19 protein-coding genes and 1 other annotated feature are annotated in these 22,482 nt (G+C 35.2%); all 19 genes read left to right on the forward strand.

The genetic code is table 11. From position 1 onward, the window contains the following. Window positions 1-162 precede the first annotated feature (162 nt). The 19 genes from ACTYA4_RS08195 to ACTYA4_RS08285 all read left to right on the forward strand — a co-directional run bounded on the left by ACTYA4_RS08195 (window position 163) and on the right by ACTYA4_RS08285 (window position 22,447). Window positions 163-624, forward strand: a complete 462-nt coding sequence (locus ACTYA4_RS08195; protein ID WP_443480627.1) for a DUF441 domain-containing protein — start codon at window positions 163-165, stop codon at window positions 622-624. 844 nt (window positions 625-1,468) lie between these two features. Beyond that, window positions 1,469-2,587, forward strand: coding sequence for a citrate synthase (citZ, locus tag ACTYA4_RS08200; RefSeq protein ID WP_443480628.1), 1,119 nt, complete (start codon window positions 1,469-1,471; stop codon window positions 2,585-2,587). Between the two features lie 405 nt (window positions 2,588-2,992). Beyond that, window positions 2,993-4,261 (forward strand): NADP-dependent isocitrate dehydrogenase, encoded by a 1,269-nt coding sequence (gene icd / locus ACTYA4_RS08205; RefSeq protein WP_443480629.1) that lies wholly within the window; start codon window positions 2,993-2,995, stop codon window positions 4,259-4,261. Between the two features lie 534 nt (window positions 4,262-4,795). Next, a complete protein-coding gene (locus tag ACTYA4_RS08210; protein ID WP_443480630.1) occupies window positions 4,796-5,506 on the forward strand; it encodes a winged helix-turn-helix domain-containing protein in 711 nt (236 codons plus the stop codon). After that, a complete protein-coding gene (gene pnpS / locus ACTYA4_RS08215) occupies window positions 5,507-7,267 on the forward strand; it encodes a two-component system histidine kinase PnpS (RefSeq protein WP_443480631.1) in 1,761 nt (586 codons plus the stop codon). Window positions 7,268-7,778: 511 nt separating this feature from the next. Next, window positions 7,779-10,403 (forward strand): DNA polymerase I, encoded by a 2,625-nt coding sequence (gene polA / locus ACTYA4_RS08220; protein ID WP_443480632.1) that lies wholly within the window; start codon window positions 7,779-7,781, stop codon window positions 10,401-10,403. Window positions 10,404-10,423: 20 nt separating this feature from the next. Further along, a complete protein-coding gene (mutM, locus tag ACTYA4_RS08225) occupies window positions 10,424-11,248 on the forward strand; it encodes a DNA-formamidopyrimidine glycosylase (protein ID WP_443480633.1) in 825 nt (274 codons plus the stop codon). Between the two features lie 205 nt (window positions 11,249-11,453). Beyond that, a complete protein-coding gene (gene ytaF / locus ACTYA4_RS08230) occupies window positions 11,454-12,089 on the forward strand; it encodes a sporulation membrane protein YtaF (protein WP_443480634.1) in 636 nt (211 codons plus the stop codon). Between the two features lie 77 nt (window positions 12,090-12,166). After that, complete coding sequence (gene coaE, locus ACTYA4_RS08235) at window positions 12,167-12,766, forward strand: dephospho-CoA kinase (RefSeq protein WP_443480635.1); 600 nt, start codon at window positions 12,167-12,169, stop codon at window positions 12,764-12,766. 228 nt (window positions 12,767-12,994) lie between these two features. After that, window positions 12,995-13,450, forward strand: coding sequence for a transcriptional regulator NrdR (nrdR, locus tag ACTYA4_RS08240; protein WP_443480636.1), 456 nt, complete (start codon window positions 12,995-12,997; stop codon window positions 13,448-13,450). Between the two features lie 159 nt (window positions 13,451-13,609). Then, the gene (locus tag ACTYA4_RS08245) at window positions 13,610-15,010 is read left to right on the forward strand and encodes a replication initiation and membrane attachment family protein (protein WP_443480637.1); all 1,401 of its coding nucleotides are present in this window, start codon (window positions 13,610-13,612) and stop codon (window positions 15,008-15,010) included. Window positions 15,011-15,025: 15 nt separating this feature from the next. Further along, window positions 15,026-15,955 (forward strand): primosomal protein DnaI, encoded by a 930-nt coding sequence (gene dnaI, locus ACTYA4_RS08250; RefSeq protein ID WP_443480638.1) that lies wholly within the window; start codon window positions 15,026-15,028, stop codon window positions 15,953-15,955. Window positions 15,956-16,246: 291 nt separating this feature from the next. Next, a complete protein-coding gene (locus ACTYA4_RS08255) occupies window positions 16,247-17,122 on the forward strand; it encodes a putative sporulation protein YtxC (RefSeq protein WP_443480639.1) in 876 nt (291 codons plus the stop codon). 407 nt (window positions 17,123-17,529) lie between these two features. Next, window positions 17,530-19,461: a threonine--tRNA ligase gene (gene thrS, locus ACTYA4_RS08260; RefSeq protein ID WP_443480640.1), complete on the forward strand. Its 1,932-nt coding sequence runs from the start codon at window positions 17,530-17,532 to the stop codon at window positions 19,459-19,461. Between the two features lie 202 nt (window positions 19,462-19,663). After that, window positions 19,664-19,807 (forward strand) — a sequence feature (ribosomal protein L20 leader region). Window positions 19,808-20,033: 226 nt separating this feature from the next. Then, on the forward strand, window positions 20,034-20,537 hold the full coding sequence (gene infC / locus ACTYA4_RS08265) for a translation initiation factor IF-3 (protein ID WP_443480803.1): 504 nt from the start codon (window positions 20,034-20,036) through the stop codon (window positions 20,535-20,537). A 16-nt stretch (window positions 20,538-20,553) separates the two neighbouring features. Further along, the gene (gene rpmI, locus ACTYA4_RS08270) at window positions 20,554-20,754 is read left to right on the forward strand and encodes a 50S ribosomal protein L35 (RefSeq protein ID WP_152114027.1); all 201 of its coding nucleotides are present in this window, start codon (window positions 20,554-20,556) and stop codon (window positions 20,752-20,754) included. Window positions 20,755-20,781: 27 nt separating this feature from the next. Then, window positions 20,782-21,138: a 50S ribosomal protein L20 gene (gene rplT / locus ACTYA4_RS08275; RefSeq protein ID WP_443480641.1), complete on the forward strand. Its 357-nt coding sequence runs from the start codon at window positions 20,782-20,784 to the stop codon at window positions 21,136-21,138. Between the two features lie 376 nt (window positions 21,139-21,514). Beyond that, a complete protein-coding gene (locus tag ACTYA4_RS08280; protein ID WP_443480642.1) occupies window positions 21,515-21,796 on the forward strand; it encodes a DUF1294 domain-containing protein in 282 nt (93 codons plus the stop codon). 63 nt (window positions 21,797-21,859) lie between these two features. After that, window positions 21,860-22,447, forward strand: a complete 588-nt coding sequence (locus ACTYA4_RS08285) for a TVP38/TMEM64 family protein (RefSeq protein ID WP_443480643.1) — start codon at window positions 21,860-21,862, stop codon at window positions 22,445-22,447. Window positions 22,448-22,482 lie beyond the last annotated feature (35 nt).

Below are 22,482 nucleotides of genomic sequence, written 5' to 3' on the forward strand. Positions count from 1 at the left end.
CCACCCCGCGGAAAGCGAAGCAATCCGTAGTGGAAAGCAACCTCAACAATAAAAAACAAGCCTTACTTTTTATTGTTCTAAACCAAGTCCTCAAACGAATTTGAAGGTGCGAAGTTTGAATATTTAACTTATGATATAATAGTGAAGAAAGGAGCTTTGTTTGTGTTTTCACAATCGTTTTTATTTTTATATCTTTTAGCTATCATTGCTTTTATTGCCAAAAATAATTCGTTGCTTTTTGCCGTTGTATTTTTATTATGTATGAAAATAATTGGTTTAGATACTAAAACCTTTTCCTTGATTCAATCTAAAGGCATAAATTGGGGTGTAACGATTATTACGATTGCTGTTCTTGTCCCTATTGCAACAGGTGATATTGGATTTAAAGATTTAACCTATACATTTAAATCACCGTTTGCTTGGATTGCTTTAATTTCAGGAATAGTAGTGGCTCTTTTAGCAAAAGGAGGAATTACCCTTTTGGCTGAAGATCCACAAATTACAACAGCATTAGTTCTTGGCACCATATTAGCTGTATCTATTTTTAATGGTGTTGCAGTCGGGCCTCTTATTGGGGCGGGAATTGCTTACATTGCCATCAAAGCAATGGAATGGATTAAGTGAACGAAAGAGGAGAGTTAGTCACATCTAGTATTACATAGCGTCCTTGTGGCAGCTTTATCTTTGGGTGTTTTCTCAAAGATTGTTGTTTTTTACATAAAAAAACATTTGAAAAAGTGTAACAATAAAGTAGAAGATTTAACAAGTCAGACAAAAATCTAACCCATTCTTATATGGATAGAGATGTCTGCCTTTTTTTTGATTGACTAAAAGTTTTTAATATTAATCGCTTTTTTATAAGTTTATCTTATGATAAACGATAACTTTATTATAATTTACTTATGAATAGGATTATATTAAAATCGGTAAATAGGGAATAGGAAAAATGAAAAGTGTGAATTGTTCGACTATAATCCTATTTTTAGTATATGATTATAAAGAGAGGATAATACATATGATGAAAGATGTATTTAACGCTCGCGAAACATTTGACTTAGATGGGAAGCGTTAAATTTGGTATTAATTAGCTTCATTAGAAGAAGTTGGAATCGATAAAGTTTCCAACCTACCATATTCTTTTAGCGTTCTAATAGAATCCGTTTTAAGATGAATGGATGGTTTTGTTCATATATCATAATTTTGTGGTAACGAGTTAGATATGTGTCTAGCTTCACAGTACAGGATGTACAAGTGCCGATATTGCCACAGGGCGTGGCGTAATTAATCGATTTTCCATGTTTGCGTAGTTGGTTGATTTACCTCTCTTGCGCTCTTAATAGGCCAGTGTTTTTCTTGCTACACTGTATAGGAAAGTTAATCTAATGCAGGCGATAATAATTTTTATAATAACTGTGGAAATGAAGTTTACTATATAGGAAACGAATTCAAGAGTAAAGGAGAGAGGCGTATGACAGTTATAAGAGGTCTAGAAGGGATAATAGCGACAACTTCTTCTATCAGCTCTATTATTGATGATTCATTAGCGTATGTTGGATATGATATTGACTCATTAGCAGAACATGCTAGTTTTGAAGAAATTGTCTTTTTATTATGGAATAGAAAATTACCAACAGACATAGAGTTAAGAAAATTTCAACAAGAGTTGGCGGAACATGCTGAACTTCCGGATTCGTTCATTGAGCAGCTTAAAATTATGCCGTTAAAGCAGGTTCATCCAATGGCAGCTCTTCGTTCAGCAGTTTCTCTTCTTGGCGTGTATGATGAAAGTGCTGAATTGATGGATGATAAATCGAATTATTTAAAAGCAGTGAAACTACAGGCGAAGATGCCAACCATCGTAACAGCGTTTTCCCGCTTAAGAAAGGGATTAGAACCAATTGGTCCTAGAAAGGATCTTAGCATTGCTGCAAACTTTCTATACATGTTAACAGGGGAAGAACCAGAGCCAATTGCAATTGAAGCCTTTAATAAAGCATTAGTATTGCATGCAGATCATGAGTTAAATGCGTCTACGTTTACAGCACGTGTTTGTGTAGCAACGTTATCCGATATTTATTCTGGCATTACTTCCGCAATCGGTGCTTTAAAAGGACCGTTGCATGGCGGTGCAAATGAAGCAGTTATGAAAATGTTGACAGAAATAGGAAGTTTAGAAAATGTTGATGCTTATATAAAAGAAAAAATGGCTAAGAAAGAAAAAATCATGGGATTCGGCCATCGTGTTTATCGAAAAGGAGATCCACGTGCAAAACATTTGAAAATAATGGCGAAAAAATTAACTGATTTAACAGGTGAAAGTTATCTTTATGATATGAGTGTAAAAATAGAGACGATGTTAAAACAAGAAAAAAATCTTGTACCAAATGTCGATTTCTTTTCCGCGTCTGTCTATCATAGTCTTAAAATTGATCATGATTTATTTACACCAATATTTGCAGTCAGCAGGGTATCTGGATGGCTTGCCCATATATTAGAGCAATATGACAACAATCGGTTAATTAGACCTAGAGCAGATTATGTAGGACCTGAAAGATTAGCATATATTCCAGTAGATGAACGCTCCTAAAGCGGGTTATCTTTTTAGTGATAAAAGGTGAATAATTTTTATCAGGTGAAATAGAACCTGATTCCCTGAAGTTTCAGCTAACTAAAACGAGTTCACCTATAAAAACAATAATGATGTTGTGTACTAAAGTAATTACTTTTTATAGGCACTGTTAAACGATAATGTTATTTAATGGGAAGGGAGTCGATTCCCTGACCTTTTGAAAATCAACAATGGAATTTAACAGAGTCTTTTTATAAAATAATGAAAGATTTTTGAAGTTAGATGGATGTCTAGCTCCGGCGCCTAGCATCTGGGAAAGATAACCTCTTGTGTCTATTCAAGAGAACATTTTTCTTCGGGGCTGAGCAAGGCGTCTGCGCTTTTCTCATAAAGGACATAAAATTCTTAGACGGAGGGATTTACATGCAAGGTGAAAAAATTACAGTCGTTGATGGAGTATTAAATGTACCAGCAAATCCAATAGTTCCTTATATTGAGGGAGATGGAATTGGTCCTGATATTTGGGCTGCAGCTTCCAGAGTATTAGATGCTGCTGTAGAAAAGGCTTATGATGGATCACGAAAAATCGTATGGAAAGAAGTACTTGCAGGTGAAAAAGCGTATAATCAAACAGGGGAATGGCTGCCTTCTGAAACATTAGATGTTATTAATGAATATTTAATCGCTATTAAAGGGCCATTAACAACGCCTGTTGGCGGCGGAATTCGTTCCCTGAATGTAGCGTTGCGACAAGAGTTGGATCTTTTTGTATGTTTACGTCCGGTAAGATGGTTTGAAGGCGTGCCTTCTCCAGTAAAAAGACCACAAGATACAGATATGGTCATTTTTCGCGAAAATACAGAAGATATTTATGCTGGTATTGAATATGAAAAAGGCTCAGAAGCTGTTGAAAAACTGATATCATTTCTTCAAAATGAAATGGGAGTAAATAAAATCCGCTTCCCTGAAACTTCTGGAATCGGAATTAAACCAGTATCACAAGAAGGGACAAGTCGCCTTGTTCGTTCAGCAATTAATTATGCCATTAAAGAAGGCAGAAAATCAGTTACGCTTGTACATAAGGGTAATATTATGAAATATACGGAAGGTGCTTTTAAAAACTGGGGCTACGAATTAGCAGAAAAAGAATTCGGAGACAAAGTGTTTACGTGGGCACAATACGACCGAATTAAAGAAGAACAAGGGGCAGATGCAGCAAATAAGGCACAAGCGGAAGCTGAGAGCTTAGGAAAAATAATTGTAAAAGATTCGATTGCCGATATCTTTTTACAACAAATATTAACTAGACCATTAGAATTTGACGTAGTAGCAACTATGAATTTAAATGGCGACTATATTTCAGATGCTCTTGCAGCACAAGTTGGTGGAATTGGAATTGCACCTGGAGCAAATATTAATTATGAAACAGGACATGCCATTTTTGAAGCAACACATGGTACAGCACCAAAATACGCTGGCTTGGATAAAGTAAATCCTTCATCTGTTATTCTTTCAGGTGTTCTGCTATTAGAACATTTAGGCTGGGGAGAAGCTGCTCAATTAGTAATTCAATCAGTAGAAGAAACAATTGCTTCTAAAGTAGTAACATATGATTTCGCCCGTTTAATGGACGGAGCAACAGAAGTAAAATGTTCTGAGTTTGGTGATGAACTGATTAAAAATATGAAGTAATACAGATAAGATTTTGTGGGAAGAGTATTTAAAGAGACTCTTCCCTCTTTTTAATTTTGGCTGTTTTCTAAAAGTTTATTGTTTTTGAATAAAATAATAAGCATAGCTGAAGCACTGAGCAGCCTGAATACACGTAGACTCCTGCTTAGAAAAGCGAGAAAGACGAGACCTCACAGGAGCCTGGCGACGAGGAGGATCGGCACTCGTCCGCGGAAAGCGAAGTGTATTCAGGCTGCGGGTTAAATAACAACAATTTATACGGAAAGAGCCTTAATTTTTAAAGGTGAATAGAACGAAATTATGGATAGAACAATTAATGGAGAAGCAGAAATTGTTCATTTATTTAGGGATGGAAGCGCTTTTTATGCTTCAGCTGCTTTCTTGACGGAAATATGTGAAATGAACGGATGGAATAATACGATATGCACTTCAATGTGCGAAAAACCAACGTTTTCTTTTATGAAATGTATATATTATAATAAAAGGGGGAAAATGGGGGATTCATAGGGGAATTATAATATTTGGAGGCAATGTATGAAAAAGAAAGTTCTTGTCGTAGATGATGAACAGTCTATATTAACACTAATACAGTATAACCTACAGCAGGCGGGTTATGATGTTATAACGGCGATGGATGGAGAAGAGGGCATGAATCTGGCATTAACAACTAATCCTGATGTTATTTTGTTAGATTTAATGTTGCCAAAATTAGATGGCATGGAAGTTTGCAAGCAACTTCGTCATCAACGAATAAATACTCCTATTCTTATGTTAACAGCAAAAGATGATGAATTAGATAAAATACTTGGATTAGAATTGGGTGCAGATGATTATATGACAAAACCTTTTAGTCCAAGGGAAGTAATTGCCAGAATAAAAGCTGTATTAAGAAGATCCCAGTATCAGTCTGAAGTACCGCAAAAAGAACCACAAGAAGATGATAGTATTGGTATTGGTGAATTAAAAATATTTCCTAATTTTTATGAAGCATATTTTAAAGAAGAATTATTAGAGCTTACTCCAAAAGAATTTGAATTATTGCTGTATTTGGCAAAACATAAGGGACGTGTTCTGACAAGGGATCAGCTATTAAGTGCAGTTTGGAATTATGATTTTGTTGGAGACACACGGATTGTAGACGTACATATAAGCCATTTAAGGGAGAAAATGGAGAGTAATACAAAAAAACCGATTTATATAAAAACGATCCGTGGTTTAGGATATAAACTTGAGGAACCAAAGTAAATGCGAAAGTTTAAATCAAAATTGCTTTCTAGTCTTTTATTACTTGTATTTATTGTTTTTCTGCTAATTGGTTTAATTCTCGGCCAACTAAACAAAAAATCTTATTTACAGTCATATGACCAAAGAATGAAAAGGGAAAGTATGTTCTTGGCAAATGAAATTGAAAATGCTGGTGGCATTGATTCTGTAAAGGCATCTACAATTAAAGAATATAGTGAATTGTTAGACTTGCAAATTACGATTACAGATAAAAAAGGAACGATTCTTTTTGATGAAGGACAAATGGAAGAAAGTTTACATGGTGCTCATATAAAGGCAATTGAATCGATTATCAGAAAGGGAAGGACAAACATGGAAGTGGGTGGGAATGCAGATTTTCATTATTATTCCAACGTCCTATCATTTAAAAATCAAAAGCAAGGATATTTATTTTTAAGTATAAAACTACAAGACATTCAGTATGCATACCATCAAATCAATGGGATTGTTATTGTTTCTCTAGTTGTTGCCTTTGCTCTACTATCATTAATAGGATTTAAACTGATTTATCGTTATATGAGACCGGTAGAATCGGCTACAAAAGTTGCTTCTGAACTTGCCAACGGAAATTATCATGCTCGTACTTATGAAGATCGAGTCGATGGAACGGGCGTGCTTAGCTCATCTATTAATACTTTAGCGAAAAATTTTCAGGATATGGTGAAAGCCCAGGAAATCCAACAAGATCGCCTAGGTACATTAATCGAGAGTATTGGAAGTGGGCTCTTACTTATTGATAGCAGAGGATATATTAATTTAATTAATAAAGCATATAAGGACTTGTTTTCTGTTCATTCTTCTGATTATTTATATAAACTCTATTATAAAGTTTTAGATCATCGGGAAATTACTGATCTAGTAGAAGAGATTTTTATGACGGAACAAAAAGTGGTAAGAGAGCTTGTTCTACAAGTAAATGAAGATAATAGAAATTTTCAAGTATACGGTGTGCCAATTATCGGTGCAAACGATGTATGGATGGGAATATTATTGGTTTTCCATGAAATAACTGAATTAAAAAAGTTAGAACAAATCCGAAAAGACTTTGTTGCGAATGTATCGCATGAATTGAAAACACCAATTACGTCCATTAAAGGATTTTCTGAAACACTATTAGATGGAGCAATGGAAAATAAAGAGACATTGGTAGAATTCTTAAGGATTATTTTAAAAGAAAGTGACCGGATGCAGCAGTTGATTCAAGATTTACTTGATTTAACAAAGTTGGAGCAGCATGGATTCTCATTAATACGTGAACGATTAAATATTTTAGATATTTTAGATGAGGCCATTAAGATTTTATGGAAAAAAGCGGAAACGAAAGAGTTGGAATTAATTTTTAAACAAAAAGAAGAAAGTATATGGATTGAAGGAGACAGAGGCAGACTAACACAAGTGTTTCTTAACCTCATTTCAAATGCTATTTCGTACACGCCTAATGGTGGGAAAATAACGGTTTCTGTTTTAGAAAGACGTAAAGATGTCATTGTTTTTGTGGAAGATACTGGTATAGGGATTGAAAACAGTGAAATAACGAGGATTTTTGAACGCTTTTATCGAGTAGATAAAGCAAGAAGCAGAAATTCCGGAGGTACAGGTTTAGGACTAGCAATCGTAAAACATTTAATCGAATTACATAAGGGGACGATTAAAGTAGAAAGCAAAATAGGGAAAGGGACCACTTTTCAAGTACAATTAAAAAAGGAACTTCCTTATTTGTGAGTGATTAAATAGAAGGGTCATTAGATTGTAGGTGTGCTTTGTTGAGGACTAGAGGTCACAACAGTGTGAACAGATTCGCCAGTGATGGTTCTCAACCTTTATAAAACAATTTGTACGAGTTTACACTACTTTTACAAACTATTTATAATCTATTAATACTTCCTTGCTACAATGTTTGGTGAAGACCCCCTTATCCATAAGGCTAAGTCGAGAGCCGAAAGCTACCCCGCTTTCGGCTCTCACCTATCTATAAGACAGTTGAGAGCTGTAAGAAAAGCTGTCGCAGAAATTCGACAGTAATTTTCCCCAGACTTTTTGAAAACCTCTATTAAGCCTATTAAAACAGCAGCCGCATTTAAAATATTCCATTAACCTCCTTTTATGAGCCTTTTTGAAAGGTACTGCTTTCCTTACAATCTTTTTATCCGCATGGTAAAATAGAGTGAACGAAATAATAATAGTATTTAGGTAATTACATACATATCGTGAATAATTAAGGAGGATTTTTATTTTGACAAAAAAGCTCATTTTAATAGATGGAAACAGCATTGCTTATCGTGCCTTTTTTGCACTGCCGCTTTTAAATAATGATAAAGGGGTGCATACTAACGCAGTTTATGGGTTTACGATGATGTTAATGAAAATATTAGAAGATGAAAAGCCGAGTAATGTACTGGTAGCATTTGATGCAGGTAAAACAACTTTTCGGCATAATACATTCAGTGAATATAAAGGAGGCCGCCAAAAGACACCTCCTGAATTATCGGAACAATTTCCATACATTAGAGAATTGTTGAATGCATTTGGCATCCGCCATTATGAATTGGAGAATTATGAAGCAGATGACATAATCGGGACGTTATCCTTGCAAGGAGAAAAAGAAGGCTATGAAGTCATCGTAATCTCTGGTGACAAGGATTTAACCCAGTTAAGCTCTGAAAAAACAACGGTGTATATTACAAAAAAAGGTATCACGGACATAGAAACGTATACCCCAAATCATATTCAAGAAAAATACGGTTTAAAACCAGAACAAATCATTGATATGAAAGGGTTGATGGGCGACAGCTCTGATAATATTCCCGGCGTTCCAGGTGTAGGAGAAAAGACGGCCATTAAGCTTCTAAAAGAATTCCAAACACTAGAAACTCTATTGCAGTCGATTGATCAAGTGAGTGGGAAAAAATTAAAAGAGAAGCTGGAAGAATTTAAAGACCAGGCAATCATGAGTAAAGAACTTGCTACGATTACAAGAGAAGCGCCACTGGCAATTGGCTTAAATGAAGTGGAGTATCCTGGTATGCAGGCAGACAAGTTAAAGGGAATCTTTAAAGAACTAGGGTTTAATTCCTTGTTAGCAAAATTAGGAGACGATGTTGCAGAAGAGGAAGTAAGCCTTGATAAGATAGAGTATAAGGAAGTAATTGAAATTTCTAAAGACATTTTTGCAGATGAAAACGTAATGTATGTAGAAATACTAGACGATAACTATCATTATGCTCCTATTATCGGTCTTTCCCTAGTAAACGAAAAAGGTGCATTCTATCTTCCGATAAAGCTTGTACTAGAATCTGAAGTTTTCAAAGAGTGGGCAGAAGATGAAACAAGCAAAAAAATTGTGTACGATGCAAAACGTTCCGAAGTGTCTTTAAGGCATAAAGGGATTCATTTAAAGGGCATCACGTTTGATGTTTTACTTGCAGCCTATATAGCAGATCCTTCTGTCACCATTGAAGACGTTGCATCGGTTGCCAAAAAATACGGATATATGAATATCCAATCAGATGAAGCATTTTATGGAAAAGGTGCAAAACGAAAAGTACCAGAAGAAGCTATCCTTTCTGAACATCTAGTTCGAAAAACGCTGGCACTTGCAGCAATAATTGACAAAATGGAAGAAGAACTAAAAGAAAACGGACAAGAAGCATTATTTTATGATTTAGAAATGCCGTTAAGCCTTGTGCTTGCAGATATGGAGTTTACAGGAATTAAAGTGGATTTAGACAGACTCCAAACAATGGGCGCAGAAATTAATGAGCGATTAAAAGAAATTGAAAGCCGCATTTATGAATTAGCTGGAGAAACGTTTAATATTAATTCGCCGAAACAGCTTGGTGTTATTCTTTTTGAAAAACTTGGTTTGCCTGTTATTAAAAAAACAAAAACGGGCTATTCTACTTCAGCAGATGTACTCGATCAGCTAGCAAGTTCTCATGAAGTCATTGGAGAAATTTTAAACTATCGACAATTAGGAAAACTTCAATCAACGTATATTGAAGGACTGCAAAAAGTGGTTCATAACAGTAAAATACACACTCGTTTTAATCAAGCATTAACACAAACAGGACGGTTAAGTTCAACAGATCCGAACCTACAAAATATCCCGATTCGTTTAGAAGAAGGAAGAAAAATTAGACAAGCGTTTGTGCCTTCAGAAGAGGGCTGGATTGTTTTTGCGGCGGATTATAGTCAAATCGAGCTGCGAGTTCTAGCAGATATAGCGAATGACGAAAAATTGATTGAAGCATTTAAAGAAGACCACGATATTCATACAGAAACAGCGATGTCTGTTTTTCATGTGGACGCGGATGAAGTAACTTCTAATATGCGTAGACATGCAAAAGCAGTTAACTTTGGCATTGTGTATGGAATTAGTGACTATGGTTTATCACAAAGCCTTCATATCACAAGAAAAGAAGCAGCAAGGTTTATTGAACGGTATTTAGAAAGCTACCCTGGTGTAAAAAATTATATGGAGGAAATTGTTGCTGACGCAAAACAACAAGGTTTTGTATCCACATTGCTTCATAGAAGAAGATATTTGCCTGAGATTACGAGCAGAAACTTTAATGTAAGAAGCTTTGCAGAAAGAACGGCGATGAATACACCGATTCAAGGAAGTGCTGCGGACATTATTAAAAAAGCTATGATTGAAATGGCGAAGCGTATAGAAGCAGAAGGTTTAAAAACACGATTATTATTACAAGTGCATGATGAATTAATATTCGAAGCGCCAAAAGATGAAATTGAAAAGTTAAAAGAAGTCGTTCCTGATGTAATGGAACATGCAGTAGAATTAAAAGTCCCATTAAAAGTGGATTATTCATACGGAGATACATGGTTTGATGCAAAGTAAAGGAAATGAGGAGAAAACTATTGCCAGAATTACCTGAAGTGGAAACAGTCAGAAGAACATTAAAAGAACTAACGCTGCACAAGGTTATAAAAGAAGTCGTTGTTTCTTGGGCAAAAATGATAAAAAAACCAGAAAATGTCGAAGAATTTTCTGATGCATTAGTTGGACAAACAATAGAAGATGTACAAAGAAGAGGAAAGTTTTTATTAATTGTTACGACCGATTTTACGATTGTATCGCATTTACGGATGGAAGGGCGTTATGGCGTATTTTCAGCTGACGATCCAGTTGATAAGCATACTCATGTTATTTTTTATTTTGAAGATGGTACAGAATTGCGCTATAAGGACGTTCGTAAGTTTGGAACGATGCATTTATTTAAAAAAGGGGAAGAGCATCATTCATTGCCTCTGTCTCAACTTGGACCGGAACCATTTGACAGCTCCTTTACGATCATGAATTTTAAAGAAAGATTAGCAAAAACGACAAGAAGCATAAAAACAGCTTTATTGGATCAAAAAATAGTCGTAGGTTTAGGAAATATTTATGTTGATGAAGCGTTGTTTAGAAGTCGCATCCATCCAGAAAGAATAGCAAATACATTAAATGACGAAGAAATCGACTGTTTATACAAAGAAATTATTGCTACATTATCAGAAGCCGTGGAAAAGGGAGGAAGTACGATTCGCTCTTATGTAAATTCTCAAGGGCAAATTGGTATGTTTCAGCTTGAACTGTATGTTTACGGCCGAAAAGGAGAAGCATGCAAAAATTGTGGCACGACATTAGAGAGAACCATTGTCGGAGGCAGAGGAACCGTATATTGCCCTGATTGTCAAAAGTAATAAAAGTCCGTGTTCAAAAAGGTAAAAAATTAGAAGCAAGAAGGTCGAGGCGGAGTAGCTAAGCAAGCTGACGAAGAAATTCGACAGCTATTTTTCCCGGACTTTTTGAACATCCTTTAAAAGAGAAAATCCATTACTTATTTAACATTGGATGGGCTCCTTCCATATATTATAGTACTATTCATTAGGAAGGGGCTTTTTTCATATGGCACAAGTAATTTCTCTTATTTTGCTGGCACTAGCTGTAAGTATCGATAACTTTAGTGTAGGTTTCACTTATGGTCTTAGAAAAATGAAGATACCTTTTAAATCAATCTTCATTATTGCTTGCTGCTCAGGATTTACATTATTAGTGGGAATGTTTTTTGGGCATGTGATTTCCCGCATATTTTCTCCAAACTTTGCAGAAAGTATCGGCGGTTTTATTTTAATATTATTAGGCATTTGGATTTTATTTCAATTTTTCCGGCCTTCAAAGGAAAAAGAAGTATTAACACATGAAAAAAATATTATTAATTTTGAGATTAAGTCCCTTGGTATTGTTATTAATATATTAAAAAAGCCAATGTCTGCTGATTTTGATAACTCTGGTACGATAACTGGAATGGAAGCAGTCGTACTAGGGCTTGCATTATCTTTAGATGCATTTGGTGCGGGGATAGGCGCCTCTATGCTAGGGTTTTCTCCTGTTTATTTAACCATTGCTGTTATTGGGATGAGTACTTCTTTTGTTTCTTTGGGAATAATAGGAGGATCTTTTTTTTCGAAAAAGAGCTTCATGGAGAAATTTTCTTTTATTCCTGGTGTTATTTTAATTATTATCGGCATTTTTAAATTATAGAGGTTGTTCAAAAAGTTTCAAGATCTCTTTCAAAACAGCATTAAAAGAGCAAAATTAGAAAAAAGGCAGGAATCATAATGACATTAATTGTGGGGCTGACAGGTGGCATTGCCAGTGGGAAAAGTACTATTTCAGCTTATTTTCAATCACTAAATTTCCCCGTTATTGATGCAGATGTAGAAGCACGGCTTGCAGTAGAAGCAGGTGAACCGGCATATAATGCCATTGTTGCACATTTTGGAACCAGTATTCTTCAAAAAGATGGCAGCATAAATAGAGGGAAGCTTGGTGAAATTGTTTTTAACAATGAAAAGGAAAGAAAAGTATTAAACAGTATCGTTCATCCAGAAGTGCGAAAAAGGATGGATGAAAAGAAAAAAAAGGCGATGGAAGATGAAGCCAAGATGGTTATTTTAGATATTCCGCTATTATTTGAAAATAACTTACATAAGGGCTGCGATCAAACAATCCTCGTTTATGTGGAAGAAGAAATTCAAATAAAACGGTTAATGAAAAGAAACAAACTTTCTTATGAAGAAGCAGTGCTAAGAATTCAAGCGCAAATGCTGCTAACAGAAAAACGTGCTTTAGCAGATGAATTAATTGATAATAATGGAACAATAGAAGGTGCGAAAATGCAGGCAAAAAACATTTTAAAAAAATGGGGCATATTGTAAGTGTTGAATATAGAAATGAAGTTTTGCGAATGAAGAGCGGATGACAGCGAATCAAGACTACTTTTGTGTAAAAGTGGAGTCGTGAGAACATCTTTTTTGGGCTGGTCAAAGCGCTTTCGTTTTTCTTATAAGAAATCCTCACAATTACTTGTACAAATAATTACTTTTCTATAAGATGATAGTAAGTATCAATACATTGCGAAACAATGAATTCGGGAGTTGATAAAGATGAGATGTCCTTCATGTCAACATAACAATACTCGTGTTCTTGATTCACGACCTGTTGATGATAGTCGCTCGATCCGAAGAAGAAGAGAGTGTGAAGTTTGCGGATATCGCTTTACTACTTTTGAAAAAGTAGAAGAAATCCCTTTAATAGTTGTGAAAAAAGAAGGCACACGGGAAGAGTTTAGCCGTGATAAAATATTACGAGGACTAATAAGAGCATGTGAAAAAAGACCGGTTGCGTTAAAACAATTGGAAGAAATAACAGCAATAGTAGAAAAAGAGCTTCGCAGCAATGCTGTTTCAGAAGTTAAAAGTGACATTATCGGCGAAATGGTGATGGATCGACTGGCAGAAGTGGATGAAGTGGCATATGTGCGTTTTGCTTCTGTTTATCGCCAATTTAAAGACATTAATGTCTTTATCAATGAGTTAAAGGAATTAATCAAAAAAGATTAGTTTATGTTCTGTTTCTAACAAATGGAATGATGGTGAAATAGTTTATAATTCACATTATTTCCTAAAAGGGAGCTAAAGGATTCTTTGGCTCTTTTTTGAATTTTAGCATTTCTGTTTCAATAATAAGTGGAATTGGAAGAGGGAGGGATAAGCTGAAATATGGCACAACATTGGCAAGACTTGCTTCCAATTGATAGGTATCATGTAGCTGTTAATGGTTTATTAAATGATTATGATCGGAAAATAATTACCTTTCTATATCAGCCTTTAATCGGTACGTATTGCATCAGTTTATATATGACATTATGGGCAGAGGTGGAAGAAAATCGGCTTTGGTCTACATCTAATTCTCATCATAGCTTAATGAATTTTATGAATTGTGGATTAAAAGAGATTTATGAAGCCAGGTTAAAGTTAGAAGGTATTGGACTATTAAAATCATTTATGAAAAAAGAAGATGAAAATCGCACCTTTATTTATGAAATACAGCCTCCATTAACACCTGAACAATTTTTTCTAGATGGTATGTTAAATGTTTATCTTTATCGGAAAATAGGGAAGGCACAATATGGCCGTTTAAAACGATTCTTTTCCGATCAAAGCAAGCCGGATGCTGGTGATTATCAATCTGTAACAAAAGCATTTCAAGATGTATTTACATCCGATCATAATCGTATTATTCAGTCCAATTATGAATTGGAAAAAGAAGATAAGCTAGAAGAAGAGTCCGTTTATATGGGAAGACAGGAGCAAAATGGGATTCAAATTCAAAATAGCTCTTTTGATTTTGACCTGCTTTTTGCAGGGCTGCATGATTCATTAATATCAAAAAAAGCGTTTACGAAAAAGGTGCTTGATGCCATTCAAAACCTGGCATTTTTATATGGGATTGATGCGATTCAAATGAAAAATATTGTCATTAGTGCCATCAATCAATCGGATGATATTGATATAGAAGAGCTTAGGATTTCTGCAAGAGATTGGTATCAATTTCAGCATAATGATCTGCTGCCGATGCTAGTAGATCGAACCCAGCCTCAGATGCATCAAATGAAAATGGAAAAACCAACAACAAAAGAAGAAGAGTTGTTGCATTACTTGGATCGTACATCCCCAAGACAGCTTTTAAAGGATATATCTGGCGGTGCTGATCCATCGAAAGCCGATTTGCAAATTATTGAGGAAATCATGTTTACTCAAAAGTTATTACCTGGTGTAATAAATGTTCTCATTCAGTATGTTATGCTGAAAACAGATATGAAACTGACAAAAGGTTATATGGAAAAAATTGCTGGACAATGGGTAAGGAAGAATATCCGTACCGTAAAAGATGCGATGGATCTTGCCAAAAAAGAACATCTGCAATATTTAGAATGGGCACAAGGGAAAAATAAGAAACAAACAACCTCTAGGAAAAAAGCTATTCGAACAGAAAAGATTCCAGAATGGTTCGGAGAAGAGCAAGAATCTGGAAATAATAATCATGAGCGAAATGAAAGTGAAGACTTTTTAAAGATTAAACAAGAGCTGGAAGAAGAAATAAAAAATTTAAGAAAATAGGTGGTGAAGACGATTGTGGAAAAAATAAATGATACGCTGCGTAAGCTGGGGGCAAACTCCAGCTTTCAGGAAAGATATAAGGTGATGAAACAAGAAGTGCTTAACCATCCAGATGTACGAGCTTTTTTTCGTGAGCATGAAGAAGAACTTACATCAAATATGGTGGAACTTGGCATGAGCAAATTGTATGAGTTTGCTAATCAAAGTAAGGAATGTAACAAATGCCCGAATCTGCAGTCTTGTATTAATATGATGAAAGGATATCATCCAAAACTCGTGATTATTAGAGGAGCAATTGATATTCAATATGATCGTTGTCCAAGAAAAGTGATGGAGGATAACCAGAAGAAAAAAGAAAAATTAATTCAAAGCTTATATGTTCCTAAGGATATACTAGAAGCTTCTTTCTCCAATATGGATATTGGAGAAGATCGTACAGATGCTGTAAGGGCTGCTATTAATTTTGTAAAGCAGTACGAGCCTGGCCAAAGGCAAAAGGGAATTTATTTTTATGGTAAATTCGGTGTCGGAAAGTCATATATTTTAGGCGCTATTGCCAATGAATTATCCCAAAAGCAAATTTCTTCCATGATTGTATACGTACCAGAGCTTTTTAGAGAAATGAAGAGTTCCATCGGTGACAGCACGTTAAACGAAAAATTAGAAAGAATAAAACGAGAGCCGATACTTATGCTAGACGATATCGGTGCTGAAACGATGTCGAGCTGGATTAGAGATGAAGTGCTTGGACCGATACTGCAATTCAGGATGTTGGAGAATTTACCAACTTTATTCACTTCTAATTTTGACTTTAGTGGATTAGAGCATCATTTAACCTATTCTCAAAGAGGAGAAGAGGAGAAGATGAAAGCGATGAGAGTGATGGAACGAATAAGATATTTAGCAAATCCTATTCATGTAAAAGGACCAAATAAAAGAATGTAATAAAAAAGCGGACATTTTCCAACAGTATAATACTGTGGGAAAATGTCCGCTTTTTTTCTTGTAAATTTACTTCTATTTTTCATATTTCCTCCATATACATGCTATCAGGGATTTCTTTAAAAAATTAGAATTAAATCGACTCAATTTAGATACCTGTCTAGCTCTGGCGCCTAGCCCCTGTGAAAAATAACCTCTTGTCTCTAAAAGTAAAAAACACTTTTTGAGTCAAGAGAGCATTTTTCTTCGGGGCTGATCAAGGCGCCTGCGCTTTTCTTATAAGGGGGGATATGATTGATTGAAATTACTTTTAAACATCTAGATGATGTGAAAAAATTAAAAAAACTCATTCATCATAAGTTCTACCATGTAGAATGGAAGGTAAATGATAATGAAGGAATAAATGAATATTTGTTAGTAATAGGTTGGAAAAAACCTTTTAATAATAGTAGAAATTTAAAAAAATTACAAATGCTTTTTTTTCAATATATTTTAAACAATAAATGTGATGATTGGACAAAGGAAATATTAGCAAAGCAATATTTCTTTAAAGATGAAACGGAACAACGACATATAGTGGAAATTATGCATTCTTTAATAGAAGGAAAAAGAGAAGAACTGGAAAATTTAGTTCATGATGTGGATATAGAAGCATGTTTAACAGAAGCGATTGAAGAAATATTTCAGGGGGATGTTTCCTTTTCTTTCGATTCTTTCGTTACTTTTCGTTTACGTACTTTTATGGAAGTATTAAAAAAATATATAGAAATCTCCATTGATGAATATAAAATGGAGCAGGAATATCAAGTGTTTATTCAAACTTTAAGGGATTTTTTATCCGATCGTGTTTCGAAAAAACAAACTATTCATGTTCTGCTTGATTTAGACATTCAATTTTATGACGAACATTACCGGGAAATGACACAACAAGACATAATGATGATGTGGGATAAAAAATTATTTGCTCATCAGTCGGTGTATATCGATCCTTTTTCCATCGGTCCACTTTTATCATTAGCTCCTAATAAAATTTATTTATATACAGAAGATAGAGAGCAGCCTATTGTTCGAACAATTGTCAATATATTTGAAGAACGTGTGCAAATTTTAGGAAAACAAGACTTTTTTCAAGATGTCAGCATCCTTTCTCGCCGATTCGAACAGAAATAAAGGATTGCCCTTGATTTTCTACCCTTTTAAGCATATAATAACGTACATAAATTAACTATATTTTTGTTACATGTTATGATGAGGACAATAGTTTTCTTATACGGTTCAAAGAGAGGGAAGATAGAGCTGAGAGCTTCCTAACACGATGAGATTACTTACCACCTTTAAACTTCAGCCAAGAACAGGTGATAAACCTAATTAATGGTTGGCGGTTTGCAGCCGTTATCTGTTTTATCTAAGCCGTTTAAAAAGCATTTTTTAAGCGGGAATTAGGGTGGAACCACGTGCTTATAGATGATATAACTCGTCCCTTTCTATTTAAGGGACGGGTTTTTTGTGTTTTCATTGGCCTTTTTAAAGTGTGTGGAACATCCTCTTCAACATGTTAATGAAAAGGAGGAATTATCATGTCAGAATTAATGAAAATATCGTTTCCTGATGGAGCTGTTAAGGAGTTTCCAGTCGGAACAACAACAGAAGAGATCGCTGCGTCTATAAGTCCTGGGTTGAGAAAAAAAGCGCTTGCCGGAAAAATTAATGGTTCTTTATATGATTTGAAAAGACCAATTAATGAAGATTGTTCTTTTGAAATAATTACACCGGAAAGAGAAGAAGCACTGGAAATTTTACGTCACAGTAGTGCTCACTTAATGGCTCAAGCGATTAAACGACTGTATAAAAATGTGAAACTAGGTGTTGGCCCTGTTATTGAAGGCGGATTTTATTATGATATTGATATCGAAGAATCTTTAACACCAGAAGATCTTCCATTAATTGAAAAAGAAATGACAAAAATCATTAACGAAAACATTGAGGTTATCCGCAAAGAAGTAAGTCGGAATGACGCAGTTGATCTGTTTAAAGAAATGGATGACGAATATAAATTAGAGCTGATCGAAGCGATTCCAGCAGATGAAACAGTAACATTATACGAACAAGGGGAGTTTATTGACCTATGCCGCGGAGTGCATGTTCCTTCTACTGGAAAATTAAAAGAGTTTAAACTGCTAAGCATTGCAGGAGCTTATTGGCGTGGAAACAGCGACAATAAAATGCTGCAGCGTATTTATGGAACAGCGTTCTTTAAAAAAGCGGAATTAACTGAGCATCTGCGTTTACTAGAAGAAGCAAAAGAAAGAGATCATCGTAAAATCGGAAAAGAACTAGACTTGTTTATGACATCACAAAAAGTGGGACAAGGCCTTCCTCTATGGCTGCCTAAGGGTGCGACTGTTCGCCGAATCGTAGAGCGTTATATTGTCGATAAAGAAGAAAAACTAGGATACGACCATGTGTATACTCCTATAATGGGAAGTGTCGATCTTTATAAAACATCTGGCCACTGGGATCATTATCAAGAGGATATGTTTCCTCCGATGGAAATGGATAATGAACAATTAGTGCTGCGTCCAATGAATTGTCCTCACCATATGGTCGTGTATAAAAATGATATTCACAGCTACAGAGAACTGCCAATTCGTATTGCAGAACTGGGAACGATGCACCGTTACGAGATGTCTGGAGCATTATCTGGTTTACAGCGCGTTCGCGGCATGACATTAAATGATGCACATATTTTTGTTCGTCCAGACCAAATTAAGGATGAATTTAAACGGGTTGTAAATCTTGTTTTAGATGTTTATAAAGATTTTGATATTACCGAGTATTCGTTCCGTTTATCTTACCGCGATCCGGAAGATACAGAAAAATATTTTGATGACGATGAAATGTGGAACAAAGCACAAAGCATGTTAAAAGAGGCAATGGATGATCTTGGTTTAGACTATTTTGAAGCAGAGGGAGAAGCGGCGTTCTACGGCCCTAAACTGGATGTTCAAGTGAAAACAGCACTAGGGAAAGAAGAAACGCTTTCTACTGTTCAATTAGACTTCTTGCTTCCTGAACGATTTGATTTAACATATGTTGGTGAAGACGGAAAACAACATCGTCCAGTTGTTATTCACCGCGGTGTTGTATCAACAATGGAAAGATTTATTGCTTTCCTTATTGAAGAGTATAAGGGCGCGTTCCCAACATGGTTATCACCAGTGCAGGTTCAAGTTATTCCAGTTTCACCTTCTGTTCATTTTGATTACGCGAAACAAGTACAAGAAAAATTACAGCTGCAAGGATTCCGTGTAGAGTTAGATGAACGTGATGAAAAAATCGGCTATAAAATCCGTGAAGCACAAATGAGAAAAATCCCATATATGCTAGTACTTGGTGATAAAGAAGTAGAAGAACAAGCGGTAAATGTTCGTAAATATGGCGAGCAAAAATCAGAAACGGTTCCATTTGATGCATTTTTAGAAAACTTAAAAATAGAAGTAAGCCGTTAAACAATCCGTATTTTTATTGAGCAAAATAAAAGAATACTAATAAGCTAAATAGACTAAAAAAGTTGTTTGTTCGAAAAAAATCATGAAAAGTATTGCATTGTATAAATAATTTTGATAAAATTTTTCTCGTTGTGATATTTCTTTCGTTGACTAATATATATCTACTGTGATATAGTTACTAAGGTAAATTGAATATGAGTTTGAGGAAAAGAAGAAGCACCCGCTTCTCACCTGATTGACACAAGATTCTAAAAGTAGTTAACAGGTAATACGTGAACATTTATTAGTCTTACTATGTTTGTTATCGTAAGTGTGGGTGGATTTCCATCCACACTTTTTTATTGTTTAGCTGCATGCAAAGAATGTTGGTACAGATATTCACTGATGAAAGCTATTACATGGAAACTGTGAACTATTTTTTCCATACGATTCAACTTGGAGGTCAAGTGTCAATTAGTGTTATTAACGAGTGGGACTTGAAAAGTTTCTCCTTGTTAAAAGATAGGAACTTCTTGACCCGAACGTTGTATTCGTTCATAAACCTTGGAGGTGTATTAACTATTAGCAAAGATATGATTTTAAATGAAGGTATTCGCGCTAGAGAGGTTCGACTTATTGACCAAAATGGTGAACAGCTTGGTATTAAAACAAAATTCGAAGCTCTTGAAATCGCAACACGTGTAAATCTTGATGTTGTTCTTGTTGCACCAAATGCAAAACCACCAGTAGCTCGTATTATGGACTACGGAAAATACAAGTTTGAGCAGCAGAAGAAAGAAAAAGAAGCACGTAAAAATCAAAAAGTTATTAATATTAAAGAAGTTCGCCTAAGTCCGACTATAGATGAGCATGACTTTAATACAAAGCTTCGCAATGCTATTAAATTCCTAGAAAAAGGCGATAAGGTAAAAGCATCTATCCGTTTTAAAGGACGTGCTATTACACATAAAGAAATCGGTCAACGTGTATTGGTTCGCTTTGCAGAATCTTGTACAGAAGTTGCCTCAGTGGAATCGCATCCGAAAATGGACGGCCGAAGCATGTTCATGACTTTAGCGCCTAAAACCGACAAGTAAAGAGGAGGAATACGAAATGCCAAAAATGAAAACTCACCGTGGAGCTGCTAAACGTTTCAAAAAAACTGGCTCTGGTAAATTAAAACGTTCACATGCTTATACAAGCCATTTATTTGCTAACAAATCTACAAAACAAAAACGCAAACTTCGCAAAGGTGCTTTAGTATCTTCTGGAGATTACAAACGCATCCGTCATTTATTAGATAACATTAAGTAATACTCAGGAAAATAGGAGGGAAACAATATGCCACGTGTTAAAGGCGGTACAGTTACACGCAAACGTCGTAAAAAAGTTCTTAAATTAGCTAAAGGTTATTTCGGTTCCAAACATACATTATACAAAGTTGCAAACCAACAAGTAATGAAATCTTTAATGTATGCATACCGCGATCGTCGTCAGAAAAAACGCGACTTCCGCAAATTATGGATTACTCGTATCAATGCAGCTGCACGTATTAACGGTTTATCTTACAGCCGTTTAATGCACGGATTAAAAGTTGCTGGTATCGAAGTAAACCGCAAAATGCTTGCTGAGCTAGCTGTTAGCGATGAAAAAGCATTTGCTGAATTAGCTTCTGTTGCAAAACAAAACTTAAAATAATTACTGAAAAAAGAAGGTATACGGTTACCTTCTTTTTTTGCGTATATGGGTTTGTCTAATATAATAGGAGAGACAGCGGGAAAAACGAGTGCTAAAGTGAAGAAAAAAACAATGCCCCTCTTTAAAGCATATTAGTCCGCACCTTCACCGATAAACTATCAGATTGAAAACAAAGGCTATATTAAAGCTCATTGTTGATTTTGGCACTTTGTTTATTGGAGTGGAAGGCGTGAGACTCCTGCGAGATAAGCGAGTCAAAGGGAGACCCCACAGGAGCAAAGCGACGAGGAGGCTCCCGGACCGCCCGCGGAAAGCGAACGCCTCTCGCTGCAATCAACAGGCAAGTTTAACAGAGCCAAAATAAAAGGAGGAAAAAATGAACTACATTCTATACATACTAGCAATTTATTTCGTTTTTATTAATATAGTTGGTTATTTTTTGATGAAAGTCGATAAAAAGCGAGCGACTAAACATCAATATCGAATAAGTGAAAAGACGTTATGGAGCATTGCCTTTCTTTTTGGCTCTATTGGCTTAACAGTGGGCATGAATACTTTTCGGCATAAAACAAAACATACGAATTTTAAAGTAGGGCTGCCGTTATTATCATTGCTTGAAATAGGAATTATCGCTTATATTCTGTTCCTATTGTCATAAAAAGCAAGACCGCATTATACAATGAAGTAACAGCTAGATTCTACAGAACTGAAGGTGATGAAGGTGAATGAACAATTATCGATGTTATTTGTGATGATTGAATTAAGCGGGATTTTTGCACCAATCGCATTTATTCTTTTTCATACGGCAAGGCAAGTGTTGTTTATTCCTCCGATGATTGTTTGTATTGCTGGAGGAATTCTTTTTGGAATCACATTAGGAACGATTTATTCGATTATTGGCTTGACACTAAATTGTATCTTTTTTTATCTTATCATTCATAAGTTCCCGAAAATACATCGTAAACTTTCCGTGTTAAAAAAACGCTGGTTTGGAGAATTTCGAAATTTAACCGTCGGACAAATCACCGTACTTCGCCTCATTCCCTTTATTAACTATCATTTATTAAACTTTTGCTTGTTGGAAAAAAGACAGGGTATAAAAGATTATATAAAATATGCATGTATAAGCAACATCCCGTTAGCATTTTTTTATACGATTTTTGGACAGTTTATTAAACAATTTACGCCGACGATGATGATCATCATCTTATTTTCCTTATGCATCCTTGTGTATATTTTAAGGGAAAAAGTGACCATCATTAAGTGGAAAGAATTTTTTAAAGAAGCACATGAAATTCAAAAAAGCTAAAACAAAATCGTTTTAGCTTTCAGGCTGATGGCAAA

The sequence above is a fragment of the Niallia yueguangensis genome, from assembly GCF_052663115.1.

What these genes read in the sequence shown, in the direction of transcription:
- nrdR (WP_443480636.1), top strand. Translation starts at nt 12,995, where the DNA reads ATGAGATGTCCTTCATGTCAACATAACAATACTCGTGTTCTTGATTCA.
- ACTYA4_RS08280 (WP_443480642.1), top strand. Translation starts at nt 21,515, where the DNA reads ATGAACTACATTCTATACATACTAGCAATTTATTTCGTTTTTATTAAT.
- thrS (WP_443480640.1), top strand. Translation starts at nt 17,530, where the DNA reads ATGTCAGAATTAATGAAAATATCGTTTCCTGATGGAGCTGTTAAGGAG.
- rpmI (WP_152114027.1), top strand. Translation starts at nt 20,554, where the DNA reads ATGCCAAAAATGAAAACTCACCGTGGAGCTGCTAAACGTTTCAAAAAA.
- rplT (WP_443480641.1), top strand. Translation starts at nt 20,782, where the DNA reads ATGCCACGTGTTAAAGGCGGTACAGTTACACGCAAACGTCGTAAAAAA.
- infC (WP_443480803.1), top strand. Translation starts at nt 20,034, where the DNA reads ATGATTTTAAATGAAGGTATTCGCGCTAGAGAGGTTCGACTTATTGAC.
- coaE (WP_443480635.1), top strand. Translation starts at nt 12,167, where the DNA reads ATGACATTAATTGTGGGGCTGACAGGTGGCATTGCCAGTGGGAAAAGT.
- ACTYA4_RS08210 (WP_443480630.1), top strand. Translation starts at nt 4,796, where the DNA reads ATGAAAAAGAAAGTTCTTGTCGTAGATGATGAACAGTCTATATTAACA.
- pnpS (WP_443480631.1), top strand. Translation starts at nt 5,507, where the DNA reads ATGCGAAAGTTTAAATCAAAATTGCTTTCTAGTCTTTTATTACTTGTA.
- ytaF (WP_443480634.1), top strand. Translation starts at nt 11,454, where the DNA reads ATGGCACAAGTAATTTCTCTTATTTTGCTGGCACTAGCTGTAAGTATC.
- citZ (WP_443480628.1), top strand. Translation starts at nt 1,469, where the DNA reads ATGACAGTTATAAGAGGTCTAGAAGGGATAATAGCGACAACTTCTTCT.
- ACTYA4_RS08245 (WP_443480637.1), top strand. Translation starts at nt 13,610, where the DNA reads ATGGCACAACATTGGCAAGACTTGCTTCCAATTGATAGGTATCATGTA.
- icd (WP_443480629.1), top strand. Translation starts at nt 2,993, where the DNA reads ATGCAAGGTGAAAAAATTACAGTCGTTGATGGAGTATTAAATGTACCA.